This window comes from Mucilaginibacter sp., from assembly GCF_965225845.1.
GTDB lineage: Bacteria > Bacteroidota > Bacteroidia > Sphingobacteriales > Sphingobacteriaceae > Mucilaginibacter.
Window position 1 is genome coordinate 654,397 of sequence record NZ_CBDDBL010000002.1, and the last position, 15,314, is coordinate 669,710.

Consider the following 15,314-nt stretch of genomic DNA (forward strand, 5'->3'; position numbering starts at 1 on the left):
TAAAAAAAATCAAACAGAAAGAAAAATATTGAATACCCGTCCCCCCAAAAACACCAAACCCGAACCCTTAACTTTTAAGGAGCGCCTTGAAGCGCTCAGGAACCTGCCCGCTTTTTTTAAATTGGTATGGCAAACCAGTCCGTGGATGACAGTGGTGAACTCTGTACTGCGCATTGTAAAATCTGCGGTGCCTTTAGGCTTGCTATATGTGGGCAAACTCATTATCGACCAGGTTATCGCTATCGCCCACAGGCATGGTACTGATACACGCTATTTATGGGAACTGGTTGCTGCTGAATTTGCGCTTGCTATATTTTCTGATGCTTTATCGCGAGCTATTACTTTGTTTGATAGCTTACTGGGAGATTTGTTCAGCAATCATACTTCTGTAAAGCTGATGGCTCATGCTGCGACTCTTGACCTCGACCAGTTCGAGGATGCTGTTTTTTATGATAAACTGGAACGTGCAAGGCAGCAAACTATCGGCCGTACTATTTTACTTTCGCAGGTAATGAGCCAGGTGCAGGACCTGATCACTATGGGGTTTTTAGCCGTTGGATTAATGGCGTTTAATCCCTGGCTGATCGTGTTACTGTTGATCGCCATTATACCGGCTTTTTTAGGTGAATCACATTTCAATGATCAAAGCTATGCGTTGACAAGAGGGCAAACGCCTGAACGCCGTGAGTTGGATTACATTCGTTACCTTGGTGCCAGTGATGAAACGGCTAAAGAGGTAAAGATATTCGACCTCTCAGGATTTATTATCGAAAGGTTTAAACTGCTATCGGATAAGTTTTACATTGATAATAAGCGCCTAACTATCAACCGTTCCCTTTGGGGTACATTCTTTGCCATGCTGGGTAGTATTGGATATTATGCCGCTTATGTGTTTATCATCGTAAAAGCTGTTGAAGGCATGGTTAGTATTGGTGAGTTGGCTTTCCTTGCAGGATCATTCCGCCAGCTAAGAAGTTTGTTAGAAGGCATTTTAACCCGTTTCACCGCGGTATCGCAGGGAGCTATTTATTTAAGCGACTTTTTTGAGTTTTTCGATATTCAGCCTAAAATAAAACTGCCGGCTAATCCAAAACCTTTCCCTAAAGTTATTCAGCAAGGCTTCACTTTTGAGGATGTTGGCTTTAAATATGTGAACTCGGAGCGCTGGGCTAACCGGCATTTATCATTCACTTTACATCCCGGAGAAAAATTGGCTTTGGTAGGTGAGAACGGTGCAGGCAAAACGACTTTAGTAAAATTATTAGCCCGTTTATATGATCCATCAGAAGGTCGGATCTTGTTAGATGGGATCGACCTCAAAGATTATGACCTGGCTGATCTTCGCCTGAATGTGGGCATCATCTTCCAGGATTATTTGCGGTACCAGATGAGTTTTGCGCAGAATATCGCGGTGGGTAATATCAGCGAAAAAGAAAACCGCCCGCTGATCGTTTCTTCAGCCAAACAAAGTCTTGCCGACTTACTTGCAGCTAAATTACCGGGCGAATATGACCAGCAATTAGGTAAGCGATTTGCCAATGGGGTTGAACTATCTGGCGGCGAATGGCAGAAAGTAGCCCTGGCCCGTGCCTACATGCGCGATGCGCAACTACTAATATTAGATGAGCCAACCTCGGCTCTGGATGCCCGTGCCGAATACAACGTATTTGAACGTTTCGCGGAGTTAACCAAAGGAAAATCAGCCGTGTTGATCTCCCACCGGTTTAGTACTGTACGTATGGCCGACAGGATATTGGTTTTAGACAAAGGCGAATTGATTGAAATAGGCAGCCATGAAGAATTGCTCATAAAAGGCGGACGTTATGCAGAATTGTTTGATCTGCAAGCTATGGGGTATCGGTAGTTCATTGGCTCACTTGTTTATATGTTCATTGGTCTTTGCAAGCGATAGTAGTTTTTCTACTTTCATAGATGCATTTTTGTGCTGTACCCCCAATGAACTAATACACCAGCCAAACTAAACAAACTGCTCGATAACCTGCTGTAACTGCTTAGCCTGTACCACGCCGCTTTGGCGCCATTTGGTTTGCCCGTTTTTAAACACGATCAATGTAGGAACACCCTGTACCTTATATTCACTTGCCGCGGATGGGTTTTTATCCACGTCTATTTTTACGATGGTAACCTTATCACCCATGGTGTCTTTTAATTGCTTCAAAATAGGTGGCATCATTTTACATGGTCCGCACCATTCAGCCGAAAAATCAACTAAGACTGGTTTATCTGATGTTATCAATTCTTTAAAATTTGCCATCGTTTTGTCTTTTTAATTAAAATTTCAACAAGTGAAAACCGTTTTGGTGTTACTAATTATTTATCATTTCGGAGGGTGTTGATCCCCATTTTTGAATGATAGATTCCAGCCTGTCAATTGTAAATGGTTTGCTTAAGAAATCCTTCATCCCGGCATCACGGCATTCGGTTTCGTTCTCACTTAAAACATTGGCTGTCATGGCAATAATTGGCGGGGTATTACCATTCAATTTATTAATAAGTTGCCGTGTGGCTTGCAGGCCATCCATAACCGGCATTTGGATATCCATAAATATCAGGTCGTAAGTTTTAGCCTCGGCCATGTCCAGCGCTATTTGGCCGTTATCGGCAAAATCTATTTTATAACCTATTTTTTCAAAAATACGGCCAGCTACCAACTGGTTCATTTTGTTATCCTCAACTAATAAAATATTAAGCGGCTTTTTAATAAAAACCGTGTTTTTATCAGGGTAATTGTTGCTTTTTGCAGAACCATCAACAATTTGCAGCGGTAAACTGAAACTAAATACCGACCCTTCAGATTCCTTGCTTTCTACCCAAAGCCTTCCACCCATCATCTCAACCAATTTCTTACAGATGGATAAGCCCAAACCTGTACCGCCGTATTTTCTTAAAGCAGTAGTATTTACCTGGGTAAAAGGTTTAAATAATTGTGTAATTGATTCCTGGCTAATACCTATCCCTGTATCACTGATATGGAAAGTGATCTCCTGCATATCCATGCGGTTGCGCGTAACCAATACCTTTAGCTCTACCGATCCTTTGTCGGTAAATTTAATAGCGTTACCAATCAGGTTAACTAAAATTTGCTGTAAACGGCTTTCATCAATACTTAAATAATCGGCCATTCTTTGATCAATAGCATATTCTATTACTAAATCTTTATTAGCCAAACCAGGCCTGCATATATCAATAACAGTTTTTACACATTCGCGTATGTCAACTGCTGTTGGAGCTATTACTAACCTGTCGGCCTCAATTTTTGATATATCAAGTATGTCGCTGATGATGTTTAAAAGCAGGCTGCTGCTTGTATTCAGCGTTTGCAACAGCTCTTGCTGGCCGGGTAACAAATCCGAATGAGATAATAGTTGCGCGGTACCAATGATCCCGTTCAATGGAGTACGGATCTCATGGCTCATATTCGCTAAAAAGTTTGATTTGGCGAGTGTTGCCGCTTCAGCCTCATCTTTAGCAGCTGATAGTTGTATTTGCGAAGCCTGAAGCTCTTCCCGCTGATCTATCATCAATCGCTTATCATTCTCATGGCTCTTTTTCAATACGCTTAATAAAAGCCCGATGATCAGGATATCGATGACGGCAGAGGTCATTATATCTGTCTCTTTTTGGGCTGTATTTTGGGGCAGCAAAATTAATTGCGGGTAATTCTTTTCAGCAAAAAAGCAGCCAAGAAATATAGCTATCGTAATACCAATGAAAAGGTAGTGGTATTTTCGATCTAATAATATAATAATTAATGAGATGAGGAAAATACCCTCCTGTGGCGTAGAGCCTTCAACACCCCCATTAAAAAACCAACCCATTATAAATAATAACTGGCCTGATATAACGTAAATAATAACTGTTTTTTGCTCGTAGGCAATATACCTGCTCCGATAGTAGGCAACCCAGGATAGTACCCCAACCGCTATGATAACGGCCTCTAAAAAAATGTTAAAACCCAATACAAGGTTTATAACAAACGACAAAAGCATATAAGCAACCAGGAGCAGGGCAACCGCATTAAATAACTTATTCTCTAACGTAAGATCAGGATCATCGTATCCGACGATATGCTTTATTCTGTTCATTAACACTATAAAAATATTACTGTATGCCTAATCAAAGTAATTATAGGCATTTTTTATCGCAATACAACCATTGGTTGTTAAATAGTTGACATTGTGTTTAGGTTGTAGTCATTTGAGGATGGGTTATTTTGATTCCAGTCTTCCAGGTCTATTAATCCTGGTTTGGTATGATAATGCGTGTCACTTACAGGGCATTTTACTGCATAAGCACCTTCATCAATAAGGGCTATAATAGGGCGCGCACCACAATCTTTACACCGCTTTACATAAATATTTTTTGGAATATTAACATAACCCTTCATATATCTTATTACGTTAATGAAAATGAATAAGTTGTAGCTAAATAATTAATTAACTTTTACGAAACATAAAAAAATCACTTAATCATGGAGCAAAGTAAATCAATATACGTTAAAAGTAGCAAACGGTTTACAGGTAGATAGGCTTACCCTGCTCAGGATAGATGAGGTTTAATTTTAATAAATTTTCATTATTAAGCTCTTTTTTTAGCGTATCTATATTTTTTTGAGGTGGTTTAACGTGTGTAATTATAATATTAAAGCCATTAAGTTGATTTTTTCCTACTAGGGATGCCAGTTCAGTCATTTCATTCATTAACCATTTTGGGGTTAAATGGCCAAATAGTGTCTTATCAGGCTGCGCATTTTGGAAAGATGTTTCTATCATGATACCCTTTAATTGTTTGGCTTTTATTAACGGAGCAACAGCTACCCAAAGGTTATGCAGATTATGACTTTTCTCAATAGAATCGGCCCCGGTATCACCCAAATATAAAATATAAGCATTATTGCTCCTGACTAAAAAAGCGGTACTAGTTAAATTAGAGTGGCTTAACGGGAATGCCTGTACTGTCATAGCTGTATTTGCTATCGCGAAAATGCTATCCGGGGTTAAAACCCGGTAATGGTATTTTTTTAGTTTGGGGGCTTCGCCTTCATCGGCAAAGTTTGCCCAGCTTTCCCATGTAAAATAATCTGTTTGGATGGTTTTGATGCAGCTGGCTAAAGCATAGATATTTTTCGCCGTATCATCCGGGGAATTGATGATCAAACCGGCAATATGGTCTAAATGAGCGTGTGATATGAAATAGCCTTTAATGTATTGTCTTAAAACCTGCTCAGCCGGGATATTAAATACCTTGTTGCTAATGGCTTTTTCTATACCGTAATGTAACGTGCCTGCATCCAGGCAAATGTAATTATTGTTACCGGTGGCAGCTACCATATAGGCAGAAAGGTTACTCTCGTCGATACCGCCTTTAACGCCAAGTGGTACTATTTTAAAAGATGGTTTATCATTAGTTTGTGAAAAGGCAGTAACCTTAAAAAACAATAAAAAAAACAGGATGAAAACGCGGTTGCGAAACATATTTGAACAGCTATTTATATCAATTATAACTCTTCAAATATAGAAAGCCTGATCGGATTGAATATTAATAAATAATCAATTATTCGGTTTTCATATCTTCTTCTGCCGATTTTTTATACTCGTATTCGCCGCCCATTAAAAATCCCCATGGCTTGAGGCTTTCAATGCGGTCAAATATTATTTTTAATATGGCAATAACGGGAATTGACAAAAACATACCCGATAATCCCCATATCATCTCACCAAAAACAATCCCTAAAAAGGTAATTAATGCATTAAGCCTTACTTTTGATCCAACAATAGTTGGCAGCAGCAGGTTGGCATCAATTGCGTGTATACATATTACACTAACAGCAACAATAAGTGCATGCTCGATTGATCCGGTAGCAAAGGTTATAAGTGAACTTAGCAATAAGGCTGTAAAAATGCCGATGTAAGGTATAATATTGAACAGGCCGACAATCAATCCCAGTAATACCGCGTATTTAATACCAATTATCCAGAATACAGAGCAGGCAACAACAGCTACTATCCCCATTTCTAATAATAAACCCAGAATATACTGCCTTAAAATACTTTGTATATTTTGCATAATATCCACTACTATGGATTTATTGTCTTCATTAAATACCCAAACTATAAAGCGGAACAGTAACCTGCGGTAGAATAATATAAAAAAAGTAAATATCATGATGAATGCATAAAACAGCATTAATGATGATATGGCACCAAAGGTGGTACCTAAAACGCTGGTGCCCGAGGCTAATAACTTTTTGGTTGTATTGTCTACATAAGTCATCTGCTTATCGGCATTGATATGAAACGCGCCTGATACCCAGCTCTGTAAATTAACGACAGATTCTGATATCTGGGTTTTTAACTGCGGCCAATCATCAGCCAAATTTGATATTTGCGAGCCTACAAGGTAACCTATGCCAAAAATAAAACCGACCAGCAACAAGATAGATACCAGGGATGACAAACTACGTGGCAGGCGGCATTTCCGCTCAAAAAAGTTTGATACAGGCAGCAAAAGTATGGCGAACAAAAATCCGAACATTAGCGGATCGAAAACATCCTTTGCCAGTATAACAAGGTACCCAAGGGCAATCAGCCCAACCAATACCATTGCCAATTTTTCATAAAAAGGTTGCGTAATTTTTTTTACTGCCATGCTTATTTTGCTTTGATACGTAACGGGATAGAATAATATATGTTTTTGAAGATAGTAATATTATATTAACCCTTAATACTAAAGCTACTGCTTACCTGTAAAACTATCCATTATTTTCATCAAAGTAACAGCTTCTTCAATGCTGCAAGGGTTAGGCCCTTCTCCTTTAAAGTAAGCTACTATTTTAGTGATCATGGGTTGTTGAATATGCTCAGGGTGAACAAACTCGACTGTTTTGTCTTCTGTTTCAGTTTTCAGCGTTACGAAGTTCCCAAAAAACGGGAATGTTATTTTTCCTTTGGTGCCGATTATCTCGCAGGAATCGATGGTATTGCTTTCGGCTACATTGAAGCACCAGGAACCGTTGACCACCACCTTGTTTTTAAATAAGATCTGTCCGCTAACATGGTCATCTGCCGGAGTAGTTTCAGATTGATTTAATGAGAAACCATTATAAAATTCAGGTTCGCCAAAATAGTGAAGCATTAAGTCGAGCTGGTGTGGGGCCAAATCATGAAAATAACCACCACCGGAAACTTCGGGGTTAACACGCCAGTTGGTAGCCACATCGGCAACCAGTTTTGGCTTGCGGGCCTGCCACATACGAATCTGCACGATGCGAACGTCGCCGATAACTTTATCATCAAGCAATTGCTTTACATGCAAAAACCTGGGTACCTCACGGCGATAGTGCGCTACTGTTAGCTTTAACCCGCTTTGTTTAACAGCCTCCGCCATTTGCTCCGCCTCGGCGGCGTTACGGGTAACCGGCTTTTCTACATAAACATTAAAACCTTTAACTAGCGCCGATACAGCATATTCCAGGTGCGATGATGGGGGAGTGGCAATATAAATCGCGTTGATACCGGCTTCATCCATCATTTTATCGGCATCGCTGTACCAATGCTCAATCTGGTGCCTTTGGGCATAATCCTCAGCTTTTGCAGCATCGCGACGCATTACGGCAACAAGCTTGCTGCCTGGTATTTTATTAAACGCCGGTCCGCTTTTTTTCTCGGTTACATCGCCGCAGCCAATTATTCCCCAGTTGATGTTGTTCATGGTATATTAAAAATGTCATTTCTACCAAAGGAAGAAATTTTCTTCGCCAAGCATCTTTCGCTTTTCATTTAGCAGAAATTTCTCCCGATGGTCGAAATGACAATAGGTTTTATTTTAAAATCGTTTCAATCTTTGCTAATTCCTCCGAAGAGAAAACCAGGTTATCTAAACATTTCAATGAGTCCGCCAATTGTTCCGGCTTACTTGCACCGATCAATACCGATGTGATACGCTGGTCTTTCAGGATCCATGACAATGCCATTTGCGCTAATGATTGCCCGCGTTGTATGGCAAGGTTATTTAATTGTTTTATCTCTTCCAAACGTTCAGGTGTGATCTGGCTTGTTTGCAGGAACCCGGTTGATTTTGCCGCGCGGGAATCCTCAGGGATACCATGCAGGTATTTGTTGGTCAGCATGCCTTGCGCCAATGGCGAAAACGGGATACAACCAACCCCATCGGCCTCTAAAACATCCAGTAAACCACCTTCAACCCAACGCTCAAACATGGAGTATTTTGGTTGATGGATCAAACATGGGGTGCCTAATCGCTTTAATATTTGGATGGCCTCATCAGCTTCTTCCTTTTGATAATTGGAGATACCTACATACAAAGCCTTGCCCTGGCGAACGATGAGGTCTAAAGCGCCCATAGTTTCTTCAAGCGGCGTATCAGGATCCGGGCGGTGATGGTAGAAGATGTCTACATAATCCAATCCCATTCGTTTAAGGCTTTGATCTAAGCTGGAAACCAGATATTTCTTTGATCCCCACTCGCCGTAAGGGCCTTCCCACATGTGGTAGCCTGCTTTGGTTGATATGATCAGTTCGTCGCGGTAAGCGCTAAAATCTTCTTTTAAAAGCTTACCAAAGTTTGTTTCAGCTGATCCCGGGGGCGGACCGTAGTTGTTTGCCAAATCAAAATGGGTAATGCCGCTATCAAATGCCAGGTGCAAGATTTTGCGGAAATTTTCCATTACATCCACATGGCCAAAGTTATGCCACAGGCCCAACGAAACCGCCGGTAACTGGATGCCGCTTTTACCGCAACGGCGATATTTCATATTTTTATATCTGTCAGGAGAAGCTACGTATGTCATATTTTTAAATTCGGTATTAGTTGGGTAAAAATAGAATTTTTTCTGTACGGATCAGGACTTTCGATAAGCTTATTCTGTAAATTCAAAAATGCTATGAATTCAGGTTCAGACAATCTTGTAACATTTCAAATATCACTGTATCTAACCCCGCAATAAAAAGATTACAAACCACTTGCTGAATGGATTTTGAACAATTATATAACCAGTATTCGCCCCAGATATTCCGGGTGTGTATGGGTTATATTAATGATCCGGAGCAGGCGAAAGATCTTACGCAGGAAACTTTCATTGCGGTATGGCGTAACCTGTCGACTTTCAGGAATGAATCCAAAGTAAGTACTTGGATCTTTCGCATCGCGACTAACAATTGTTTGCGTGCGATAGAAAAGAACAGGCGCGTAACTAAAGTTGAGCTACCGTTCCATATGCCGGATGTGCCCGAAGAAACGCAGGAAGACAAACTGACTTTTTTATACAGCTGCATTGCTGAATTGGAAGAAATTGACAGGATCATCATCTCGCTGATGCTGGAGGATCTGCCACAAGCGGAAATCGCCGGCATTGTTGGCTTAAGCCACGGTAACATCCGTACAAAAGTTTACCGAATAAAGGAAAAACTGGCCATTAAATTTAAAGAACATGGACAATTTGAATGATTTAAAAGCAATATGGCTTACGGCAAAAACCGATAGCCTGCCTAATTCGCGAGAAATGGTGCAGATAATCAGGAAGTTCCGCAACAAAAAATTATTAGGAATAGGCGGGTTAGTATTGGCTTCGCTCTTTTTTACCGCAGTAATGATTTGGGTGGTGTTTGTTTACAAATCAAGCCTGCTTACAACACGTATCGGCGAAGCCTGTATGCTGGTTGCCTGTATTATTCTGATCATCACTAATTTAAATTCCCTGATTAGGTTTTATAAATTGCGGGTATGCAGTAACAGCGAGTTTATCCGGTTTCTGGAGCAAACCCGTGCCCGCCAACAGTTCTATTATGAAAAAACACAGGTTGTCGCCATGCTTTTTTGTGTTACAGGGCTTTTAATATATATGTATGAGGGTGTTTATCAAAACACAATTTTATGCATTGTTGCTTATGCACTTACCTTAATTTACTTCGCAGTATTATGGTTTGTAGTAAGGCCGCGTGTATTTAAAAAAGATGGCAGAAAAATAACCGAACAGATAGCAAAGCTTGAATCTATATCAAAACAAATAAATGAATAACATGAAAAAACAGCCACTTTACCCCAGGATACTAATTTCAGCAGGTTTGCTAATGGTAACCATGCCGCTACTATTTAAAGAATACCTCCCAATTCCTGACTTTGTGCGCGGATTTTTATTAGGTGCAGGAGGTGTATTTGAAATAGCGGGGATCGTTTTAATGAAGAGAAGTCAAAAGTCAGGTGCTTGTTCTTAAAAAACGTTGTGTTGAATTGCTTAATTAGATTCGTCAACTTTAAGTGGATTGCTTGTGAGGACAAAATCAATTGGATAACATTTTACCTGTTGTCAGTGTCTACACAGGCAACTATTACACAACTTCTGCTACTACAAAAGTACTGCCGCCTACAAAAACCAGGTCATCCTTTTGGGCTGCTTTTTGTGCCGATCGATAAGCAACTTTTACATTAGGATAAACCTCGCCGTGCAAACCAAAGCTTTCTGCCTGTTGCCTTAGACTTTCGGCTTCCAAACCACGCGGGATGTCTGGCTTGCAGAAATAGTAGGTAGCATTTGTAGGTAACATGCTCAGTACTTTGCTTATGTCTTTATCATTCACCATACCAATCACAAAATGCAGGTGCTTATGAGGGGTATCGGCAATATTTTTCAATACTTCTTTTATGCCTTCAGGATTATGCCCGGTATCACAAATCGTAAGCGGATCAGTACTTAATATTTCCCAGCGGCCATGCAAGCCTGTTAGTTTTTTTACCTGCGACAACGCTATCTGCAAATGCTCATCAGTAATCACAAAACCTTGCCTGCGCAATTCGTTTACTGCCGATAGTACGGTTTTTACATTTTTAAGCTGATAAATACCGTTTAGGTCAAGTTGAAGATTGAAAGTTGAAGGTTGAAGGTTTTGGCCATGAATAACAAGATTCAGCATATCACTGCTTTTAACTTTTAACTTTTTACTTTCAACTTTCAACTCCACTTCAAAATCATCCGAAGCAAAACTAATATCAGCCTCTTCTTTAGCTGCTTTCTTTAAAAAAACATCAGCGATATCCGGCTGATATTCGCCAATGATAACCGGTACGCCCTGTTTAATGATTCCTGCCTTTTCACCCGCAATCAGTTGCAGCGTGTCGCCCAAAATATTCATATGGTCCCAACCAATATTTGTGATAACCGATAGGAGCGGGGTGATGATATTGGTAGAATCCAGTCTTCCGCCCAAACCGACTTCAATAACAGCAATGTCAACTTTTTCTTTCGCGAAAATATCAAATGCTAATCCCACGGTCATCTCAAAAAAAGACGGACTTATAGCTTCAAAATCTTTTTGATGCTCGGCAACAAAATCAATCACTTGCTGCTCGCTGATCATTTCACCATTGATTCGGATACGCTCACGAAAATCACGCAGATGCGGCGAAGTATATAAACCTGTTTTATAACCCGCCACCTGCAAAATAGCCGCCAGCATGTGCGAAGTTGACCCTTTGCCGTTGGTACCGCCAATATGGATGCTTCTAAATTTATCTTGTGGTTCATCAAGACGTTTGCAAAGCTCGATGGTGTTGGTCAGGTCTTCTTTGTAAGCCGATGAACCCACCCGGGTAAACATGGGTAATTGGGTATACAGGTAATCTAAGGTTTGAGCGTAATCCATCGCAAAAGGATTATTGTGCAAGCAATGAGCTGAATAACTGGATGTGCCAGCTATCTTTAAAAGGAACTTCCCATTTAGTTTCCAGCTCGCTTAAGTTTTGCACCATATTGTTAAATACAATGGTATGAGTATCGATGGTTTTATTGCTGATCAATTCCTCAAAAGTATGGCGTGGAACTGATAGGATTTCTTCGCCGCTGCGATATGCCAAATTGAACCTGTCAAACAAATTGATTCCGAAATGCTGTTCAATATCTTTCATAAATCGCACCGATTTATCGATGGAGCAACCGGTAGCGCCTGCCTGGCTTTCATCTACAATTAAAATAATAAAGCGGTTATAGCGTATTTCGGCTTTGGCTTTAAGCTGGTTGTTGTGTGCCGTCCAGCCAATCGTAAAATTATCAAGCGCTGCCTGTAATGTATTTACGTCAGCATCGTTTAACTCTTTATCCGACTGGTAAACCCAAACCCTTGAACTTTGTGAAAATTGCATGCACAAATTTAGTATTTTATTAACTTTGGAAAGAGTGAGGGTGTCATGATAAGATCAGTTATTAAAAAAACAAATAGAATTTATTTTTTAGGGGCGATAGCGCTGCTCGCGTTACCGCATTATGGCTTTAAACCAGCTATGACTGAACAGGAAATGGTTGACTGGAGCAACCGGTGCCTAAACGAATCCTACAACCCCTCCGGCGAAGCCAAACTAAAAAAGTGGGAATTGGTTTTTACTAATGACGCCTTCATCCGCCTGCGCAAAACATATACAAACGGTAAACAGGAGTATTATTCCTTCCATCTGCACCGCTTTACTGATATGGATTACCTGGGCACTACTATTGGCGGTACGTTACAATTAAAAGCAAAGGCAGATGATATTATAGTTCAAACCTATAATGACCCACATGAGGATATTGATACCATGGCAACCCAGCTTAACCTACCTGTAAAAAATATGGAACCGGAACGTTTGGACAGCCTGCAAACGATGTTGAATTATTTTAAAAATAAAGAGTTGTAAAAACTAGTTCAAGTTATTTATCAACTACTTGTTTTTGCGTAGGAGGGATGTAAAACAAAAGAGGAACGTAAAACGCTCCTCTTCAATCTTAAATCAAATCACTAATTCTAACACTAACACTAACACTAATATTGCCATAGATTAAGTTCCCAGTCCATTAAGGATTTTTTTACCTTTTCGGCCTCGTATAGTTTGTCTATACCCTGGGCGTAATCTTTAATACGTTCGTCTTTATCGTTGGATTCTTTTACAATGTAGCTGTCAAATAAACGCTTCATAAATATATCATCAAAGCTTAATCCGGTTGCGTCACTGTGTTTGTTGGCAACCTCTTTAACTGCCAATACCTGGCGTGCATCAGGGAAATAGATCCAGAATGCGGGTTGGTAGTCAAAATCAGCATTTCCGGCTTTAGGTTTAACCAAAGGAGCTATACCAACTATTCGTGGTTCAAAAATTGAACGTTGCCTGTCAAATATCCAATCTTCTTTTATACGGAATTTTACAATACTGTCAGGGTTAAATTCACCACCAATTACAGTAGATCCAATTTTGTTGCCGTCTTTATCAAATTTATCAACCACCGAGCTATCGGCCATTCTGCTTTTAGCTTGTTCGGGTGTTAAAGGGCGGTAAAAGCTATCACCATCAGGATCATTTTTTGGATCAGGTGTAGCATCATAGGCTGTAAGTTCACCATCAGCAATAGCGTTCATTAAAACATCTATCAGCCTTGATTTAGGCGAGGCCAGGTACGCGTTCATCTTCATACGAAGATCTATCTCGCGCCAAACACGCTTACGGTAAGCTACATCTGCCTCGCGCAAACTTGGGTATGGCGTAACTTTAGCACTTCTGATATTGGTTTGCTTGTAATAGCCATCCAAAGGCCTGTCAAAAGGTTTTAACGGCGCAGCAGAAACCGGCGCGGCAGACTGTGCCTGCAAAGCCGTATTTTGCGGGGCAGGTGCCTGCTTAGCAGCAACCGTTTTCTTTTTCACAGTTTTCTTTTTTCTTTGCGCAAAGGAAGCTGTGCATGCCAGGCAAAGTACAATAAGCAAAATGTTCTTTTTCATATCTTTTTAATTTGCACTTATAACAATTGGATCTAAACCACGCTGCGAACCATCCGGGCCAACAGCAATTATATCTTTAAATACGATCGTAGTGCCGGGTGTAACCGTACTCATAGCTGTGCGCATTGCCGCAGATAATTCACTACCGGTTGTGCTCGATATAACAACATCCTGGCGTGGTTTCGCAATAAGTAAGGTAAACCTTGTTACCGTAAATTTAGCATCAAAATCAAAGTTATCAAGCTTAGCAAAAACCTTATCCTGTGCCCTGATATTAGCTGCACTTGTATTTCCGCCACTTTTGCCTGCAAACTCCGGTTTTGGATCAGGTATACGTTTTACTCTGAATTCAGATGTTCCTAAAACTAAGCCCTTGTCACCCATAACGGTTATTTTAGCAGTACCTAATGCTTTTACATCAGCTGTATAGTGTCCGCCGGTGCCTCCGCTTAAAGACCCGCCGCTGATACTTAGTTTCAAACTACTGGTTGCAACACCAGGTGCTGATACAGTTACCGGGTTAGGTACACCAATATATAACACGTTCATTTTATCAGGTGATACCACAGCTGATGGTTTTGCAACCATATATTGTCCGCTAATCGGATAGCTTTTAGGTGGGCCATCTACTTGTTTAACCAGTAAAGTTCCTGTCCATGTTTTTAATCCGTCACCACTGGCAATTGTTGAGTATGTACCTACGCCATTTGATGTTGGTACGGATGATCCCTCAACAGTTATAGCAGGATTTGAGTGAGAATCATACGCTGACAAATAAATATCTGCTTTGTATGGCTGACCTGCAATTACATAATTGCTATTTGGAACGGCAACAGCTCTAAATTGGTCAAGGGTTACTTGAGCCTGGTCAACTTCGCCTAAAATCTTTTTAACAACCTCGTTTTCAGCATTCTTTGTATCTGATTGTATCTTGATCAACGCTGTCATTGCTGCAGCCATTGGTATACCTTCGCCGAAGTTCGCGTTTTCCCAGTCTTTATCAGGGAAACCATTGATATGTGGCGGATTAGGGGCATCTAATGAAAGGTTTACACCTGCTCTTTCCTTATCCTTTAACAATGCTAATAAACCATTGCGGGTTTCATCGATCTTTTTGTGCAACTCATAAGCATATTTTTGATCATTGATCATCATATGTACAGAAACATCAAGATTTTCACGTCCGCTATAATCACCCGTTGCAGGGTCAATATCTCCTGCTTCCTGAATAAATTTCTTTTTTAATCCTTCAATATATTCATTCAAATCATCCGACAATTTTTTTGCTTTTAAAGCGTTGTCAAGTATTGGTTGCGCCCGTTTTTGCTGCTCTTTTAACTTAGTGGCCTCAAAGGTTTTGAAAGTTTGATCAATACCTATTTGTACGTTAGTCTTCGAAGCCGTTAAGCTATCGCTTATATGTTTAAATGCGTCCAGCAAACTATCGGGTACATCCAGTGCTATCAGGCCTAAAAGAACCAGATAGAGGATGCCCATCATTCGCTGTCTTGGGGTTTGTTTACCTCCAGCCATTTG

16 protein-coding genes are annotated in these 15,314 nt (G+C 40.4%); 5 read left to right on the forward strand and 11 right to left on the reverse strand.

The features are described 5' to 3' along the window. The first annotated feature begins 28 nt into the window (after positions 1–28). Positions 29–1,864 (forward strand): ABC transporter ATP-binding protein, encoded by a 1,836-nt coding sequence (locus tag ACYZ0U_RS06790; protein ID WP_461451165.1) that lies wholly within the window; start codon positions 29–31, stop codon positions 1,862–1,864. A gap of 114 nt (positions 1,865–1,978) precedes the next feature. Here ACYZ0U_RS06790 and trxA read toward each other — a convergent pair whose 3' ends face one another. The 7 genes from trxA to mgrA form a co-directional block, all read right to left on the reverse strand. Further along, entirely contained in the window at positions 1,979–2,275 is a 297-nt protein-coding gene (gene trxA / locus ACYZ0U_RS06795) for a thioredoxin (RefSeq protein ID WP_461451167.1), read from the reverse strand. 52 nt (positions 2,276–2,327) lie between these two features. Next, on the reverse strand, positions 2,328–4,106 hold the full coding sequence (locus ACYZ0U_RS06800; protein WP_461451169.1) for an ATP-binding protein: 1,779 nt from the start codon (positions 4,104–4,106) through the stop codon (positions 2,328–2,330). A 77-nt stretch (positions 4,107–4,183) separates the two neighbouring features. Next, positions 4,184–4,408: a hypothetical protein gene (locus ACYZ0U_RS06805; RefSeq protein WP_461451171.1), complete on the reverse strand. Its 225-nt coding sequence runs from the start codon at positions 4,406–4,408 to the stop codon at positions 4,184–4,186. Positions 4,409–4,535: 127 nt separating this feature from the next. Beyond that, positions 4,536–5,495 (reverse strand): MBL fold metallo-hydrolase, encoded by a 960-nt coding sequence (locus ACYZ0U_RS06810; protein ID WP_461451173.1) that lies wholly within the window; start codon positions 5,493–5,495, stop codon positions 4,536–4,538. Between the two features lie 79 nt (positions 5,496–5,574). Then, on the reverse strand, positions 5,575–6,669 hold the full coding sequence (locus ACYZ0U_RS06815; protein WP_461451175.1) for an AI-2E family transporter: 1,095 nt from the start codon (positions 6,667–6,669) through the stop codon (positions 5,575–5,577). Between the two features lie 84 nt (positions 6,670–6,753). Then, positions 6,754–7,731, reverse strand: coding sequence for a Gfo/Idh/MocA family protein (locus ACYZ0U_RS06820; protein ID WP_461451177.1), 978 nt, complete (start codon positions 7,729–7,731; stop codon positions 6,754–6,756). Between the two features lie 109 nt (positions 7,732–7,840). Continuing rightward, the gene (gene mgrA, locus ACYZ0U_RS06825) at positions 7,841–8,830 is read right to left on the reverse strand and encodes an L-glyceraldehyde 3-phosphate reductase (RefSeq protein WP_461451179.1); all 990 of its coding nucleotides are present in this window, start codon (positions 8,828–8,830) and stop codon (positions 7,841–7,843) included. A 179-nt stretch (positions 8,831–9,009) separates the two neighbouring features. On the opposite strand from mgrA, the gene ACYZ0U_RS06830 reads away from it, so the two are divergent. From ACYZ0U_RS06830 to ACYZ0U_RS06840, 3 genes are read left to right on the forward strand one after another with little or no spacing between them, the layout of a single operon-like run. Further along, positions 9,010–9,486 carry an RNA polymerase sigma factor gene (locus ACYZ0U_RS06830; RefSeq protein WP_461451181.1) on the forward strand — a complete coding sequence of 159 codons (477 nt, stop codon included), beginning with the start codon at positions 9,010–9,012 and terminating at the stop codon, positions 9,484–9,486. Next, positions 9,470–10,057 (forward strand): hypothetical protein, encoded by a 588-nt coding sequence (locus ACYZ0U_RS06835; protein ID WP_461451183.1) that lies wholly within the window; start codon positions 9,470–9,472, stop codon positions 10,055–10,057. The genes ACYZ0U_RS06830 and ACYZ0U_RS06835 overlap by 17 nt, the downstream gene beginning before the upstream one ends. Position 10,058: 1 nt before the next feature. Continuing rightward, a complete protein-coding gene (locus ACYZ0U_RS06840; protein ID WP_461451185.1) occupies positions 10,059–10,253 on the forward strand; it encodes a hypothetical protein in 195 nt (64 codons plus the stop codon). A 114-nt stretch (positions 10,254–10,367) separates the two neighbouring features. On the opposite strand, the gene ACYZ0U_RS06845 is transcribed toward ACYZ0U_RS06840, so the two are convergent. Next, complete coding sequence (locus tag ACYZ0U_RS06845) at positions 10,368–11,678, reverse strand: bifunctional folylpolyglutamate synthase/dihydrofolate synthase (RefSeq protein WP_461451187.1); 1,311 nt, start codon at positions 11,676–11,678, stop codon at positions 10,368–10,370. Between the two features lie 10 nt (positions 11,679–11,688). After that, positions 11,689–12,174 (reverse strand): ABC transporter ATPase, encoded by a 486-nt coding sequence (locus tag ACYZ0U_RS06850; RefSeq protein ID WP_461451189.1) that lies wholly within the window; start codon positions 12,172–12,174, stop codon positions 11,689–11,691. A gap of 45 nt (positions 12,175–12,219) precedes the next feature. On the opposite strand from ACYZ0U_RS06850, the gene ACYZ0U_RS06855 reads away from it, so the two are divergent. Then, positions 12,220–12,702 carry a hypothetical protein gene (locus ACYZ0U_RS06855; protein WP_461451191.1) on the forward strand — a complete coding sequence of 161 codons (483 nt, stop codon included), beginning with the start codon at positions 12,220–12,222 and terminating at the stop codon, positions 12,700–12,702. Positions 12,703–12,827: 125 nt separating this feature from the next. On the opposite strand, the gene porN is transcribed toward ACYZ0U_RS06855, so the two are convergent. Together porN and porM are read right to left on the reverse strand one after the other, a co-directional pair. Beyond that, on the reverse strand, positions 12,828–13,778 hold the full coding sequence (gene porN / locus ACYZ0U_RS06860) for a type IX secretion system ring subunit PorN/GldN (RefSeq protein WP_461451193.1): 951 nt from the start codon (positions 13,776–13,778) through the stop codon (positions 12,828–12,830). 6 nt (positions 13,779–13,784) lie between these two features. Continuing rightward, positions 13,785–15,311: a type IX secretion system motor protein PorM/GldM gene (gene porM, locus ACYZ0U_RS06865; RefSeq protein WP_461451195.1), complete on the reverse strand. Its 1,527-nt coding sequence runs from the start codon at positions 15,309–15,311 to the stop codon at positions 13,785–13,787. Between the last annotated feature and the right edge of the window lie 3 nt (positions 15,312–15,314).

Excerpts from the sequence above, each read along its gene's own strand:
- trxA (WP_461451167.1), bottom strand. The coding sequence starts at position 2,275 with ATGGCAAATTTTAAAGAATTGATAACATCAGATAAACCAGTCTTAGTT.
- ACYZ0U_RS06800 (WP_461451169.1), bottom strand. The coding sequence starts at position 4,106 with ATGAACAGAATAAAGCATATCGTCGGATACGATGATCCTGATCTTACG.
- ACYZ0U_RS06805 (WP_461451171.1), bottom strand. The coding sequence starts at position 4,408 with ATGAAGGGTTATGTTAATATTCCAAAAAATATTTATGTAAAGCGGTGT.
- ACYZ0U_RS06810 (WP_461451173.1), bottom strand. The coding sequence starts at position 5,495 with ATGTTTCGCAACCGCGTTTTCATCCTGTTTTTTTTATTGTTTTTTAAG.
- ACYZ0U_RS06815 (WP_461451175.1), bottom strand. The coding sequence starts at position 6,669 with ATGGCAGTAAAAAAAATTACGCAACCTTTTTATGAAAAATTGGCAATG.
- ACYZ0U_RS06820 (WP_461451177.1), bottom strand. The coding sequence starts at position 7,731 with ATGAACAACATCAACTGGGGAATAATTGGCTGCGGCGATGTAACCGAG.
- mgrA (WP_461451179.1), bottom strand. The coding sequence starts at position 8,830 with ATGACATACGTAGCTTCTCCTGACAGATATAAAAATATGAAATATCGC.
- ACYZ0U_RS06830 (WP_461451181.1), top strand. The coding sequence starts at position 9,010 with ATGGATTTTGAACAATTATATAACCAGTATTCGCCCCAGATATTCCGG.
- ACYZ0U_RS06835 (WP_461451183.1), top strand. The coding sequence starts at position 9,470 with ATGGACAATTTGAATGATTTAAAAGCAATATGGCTTACGGCAAAAACC.
- ACYZ0U_RS06840 (WP_461451185.1), top strand. The coding sequence starts at position 10,059 with ATGAAAAAACAGCCACTTTACCCCAGGATACTAATTTCAGCAGGTTTG.
- ACYZ0U_RS06845 (WP_461451187.1), bottom strand. The coding sequence starts at position 11,678 with ATGGATTACGCTCAAACCTTAGATTACCTGTATACCCAATTACCCATG.
- ACYZ0U_RS06850 (WP_461451189.1), bottom strand. The coding sequence starts at position 12,174 with ATGCAATTTTCACAAAGTTCAAGGGTTTGGGTTTACCAGTCGGATAAA.
- ACYZ0U_RS06855 (WP_461451191.1), top strand. The coding sequence starts at position 12,220 with ATGATAAGATCAGTTATTAAAAAAACAAATAGAATTTATTTTTTAGGG.
- porN (WP_461451193.1), bottom strand. The coding sequence starts at position 13,778 with ATGAAAAAGAACATTTTGCTTATTGTACTTTGCCTGGCATGCACAGCT.
- porM (WP_461451195.1), bottom strand. The coding sequence starts at position 15,311 with ATGGCTGGAGGTAAACAAACCCCAAGACAGCGAATGATGGGCATCCTC.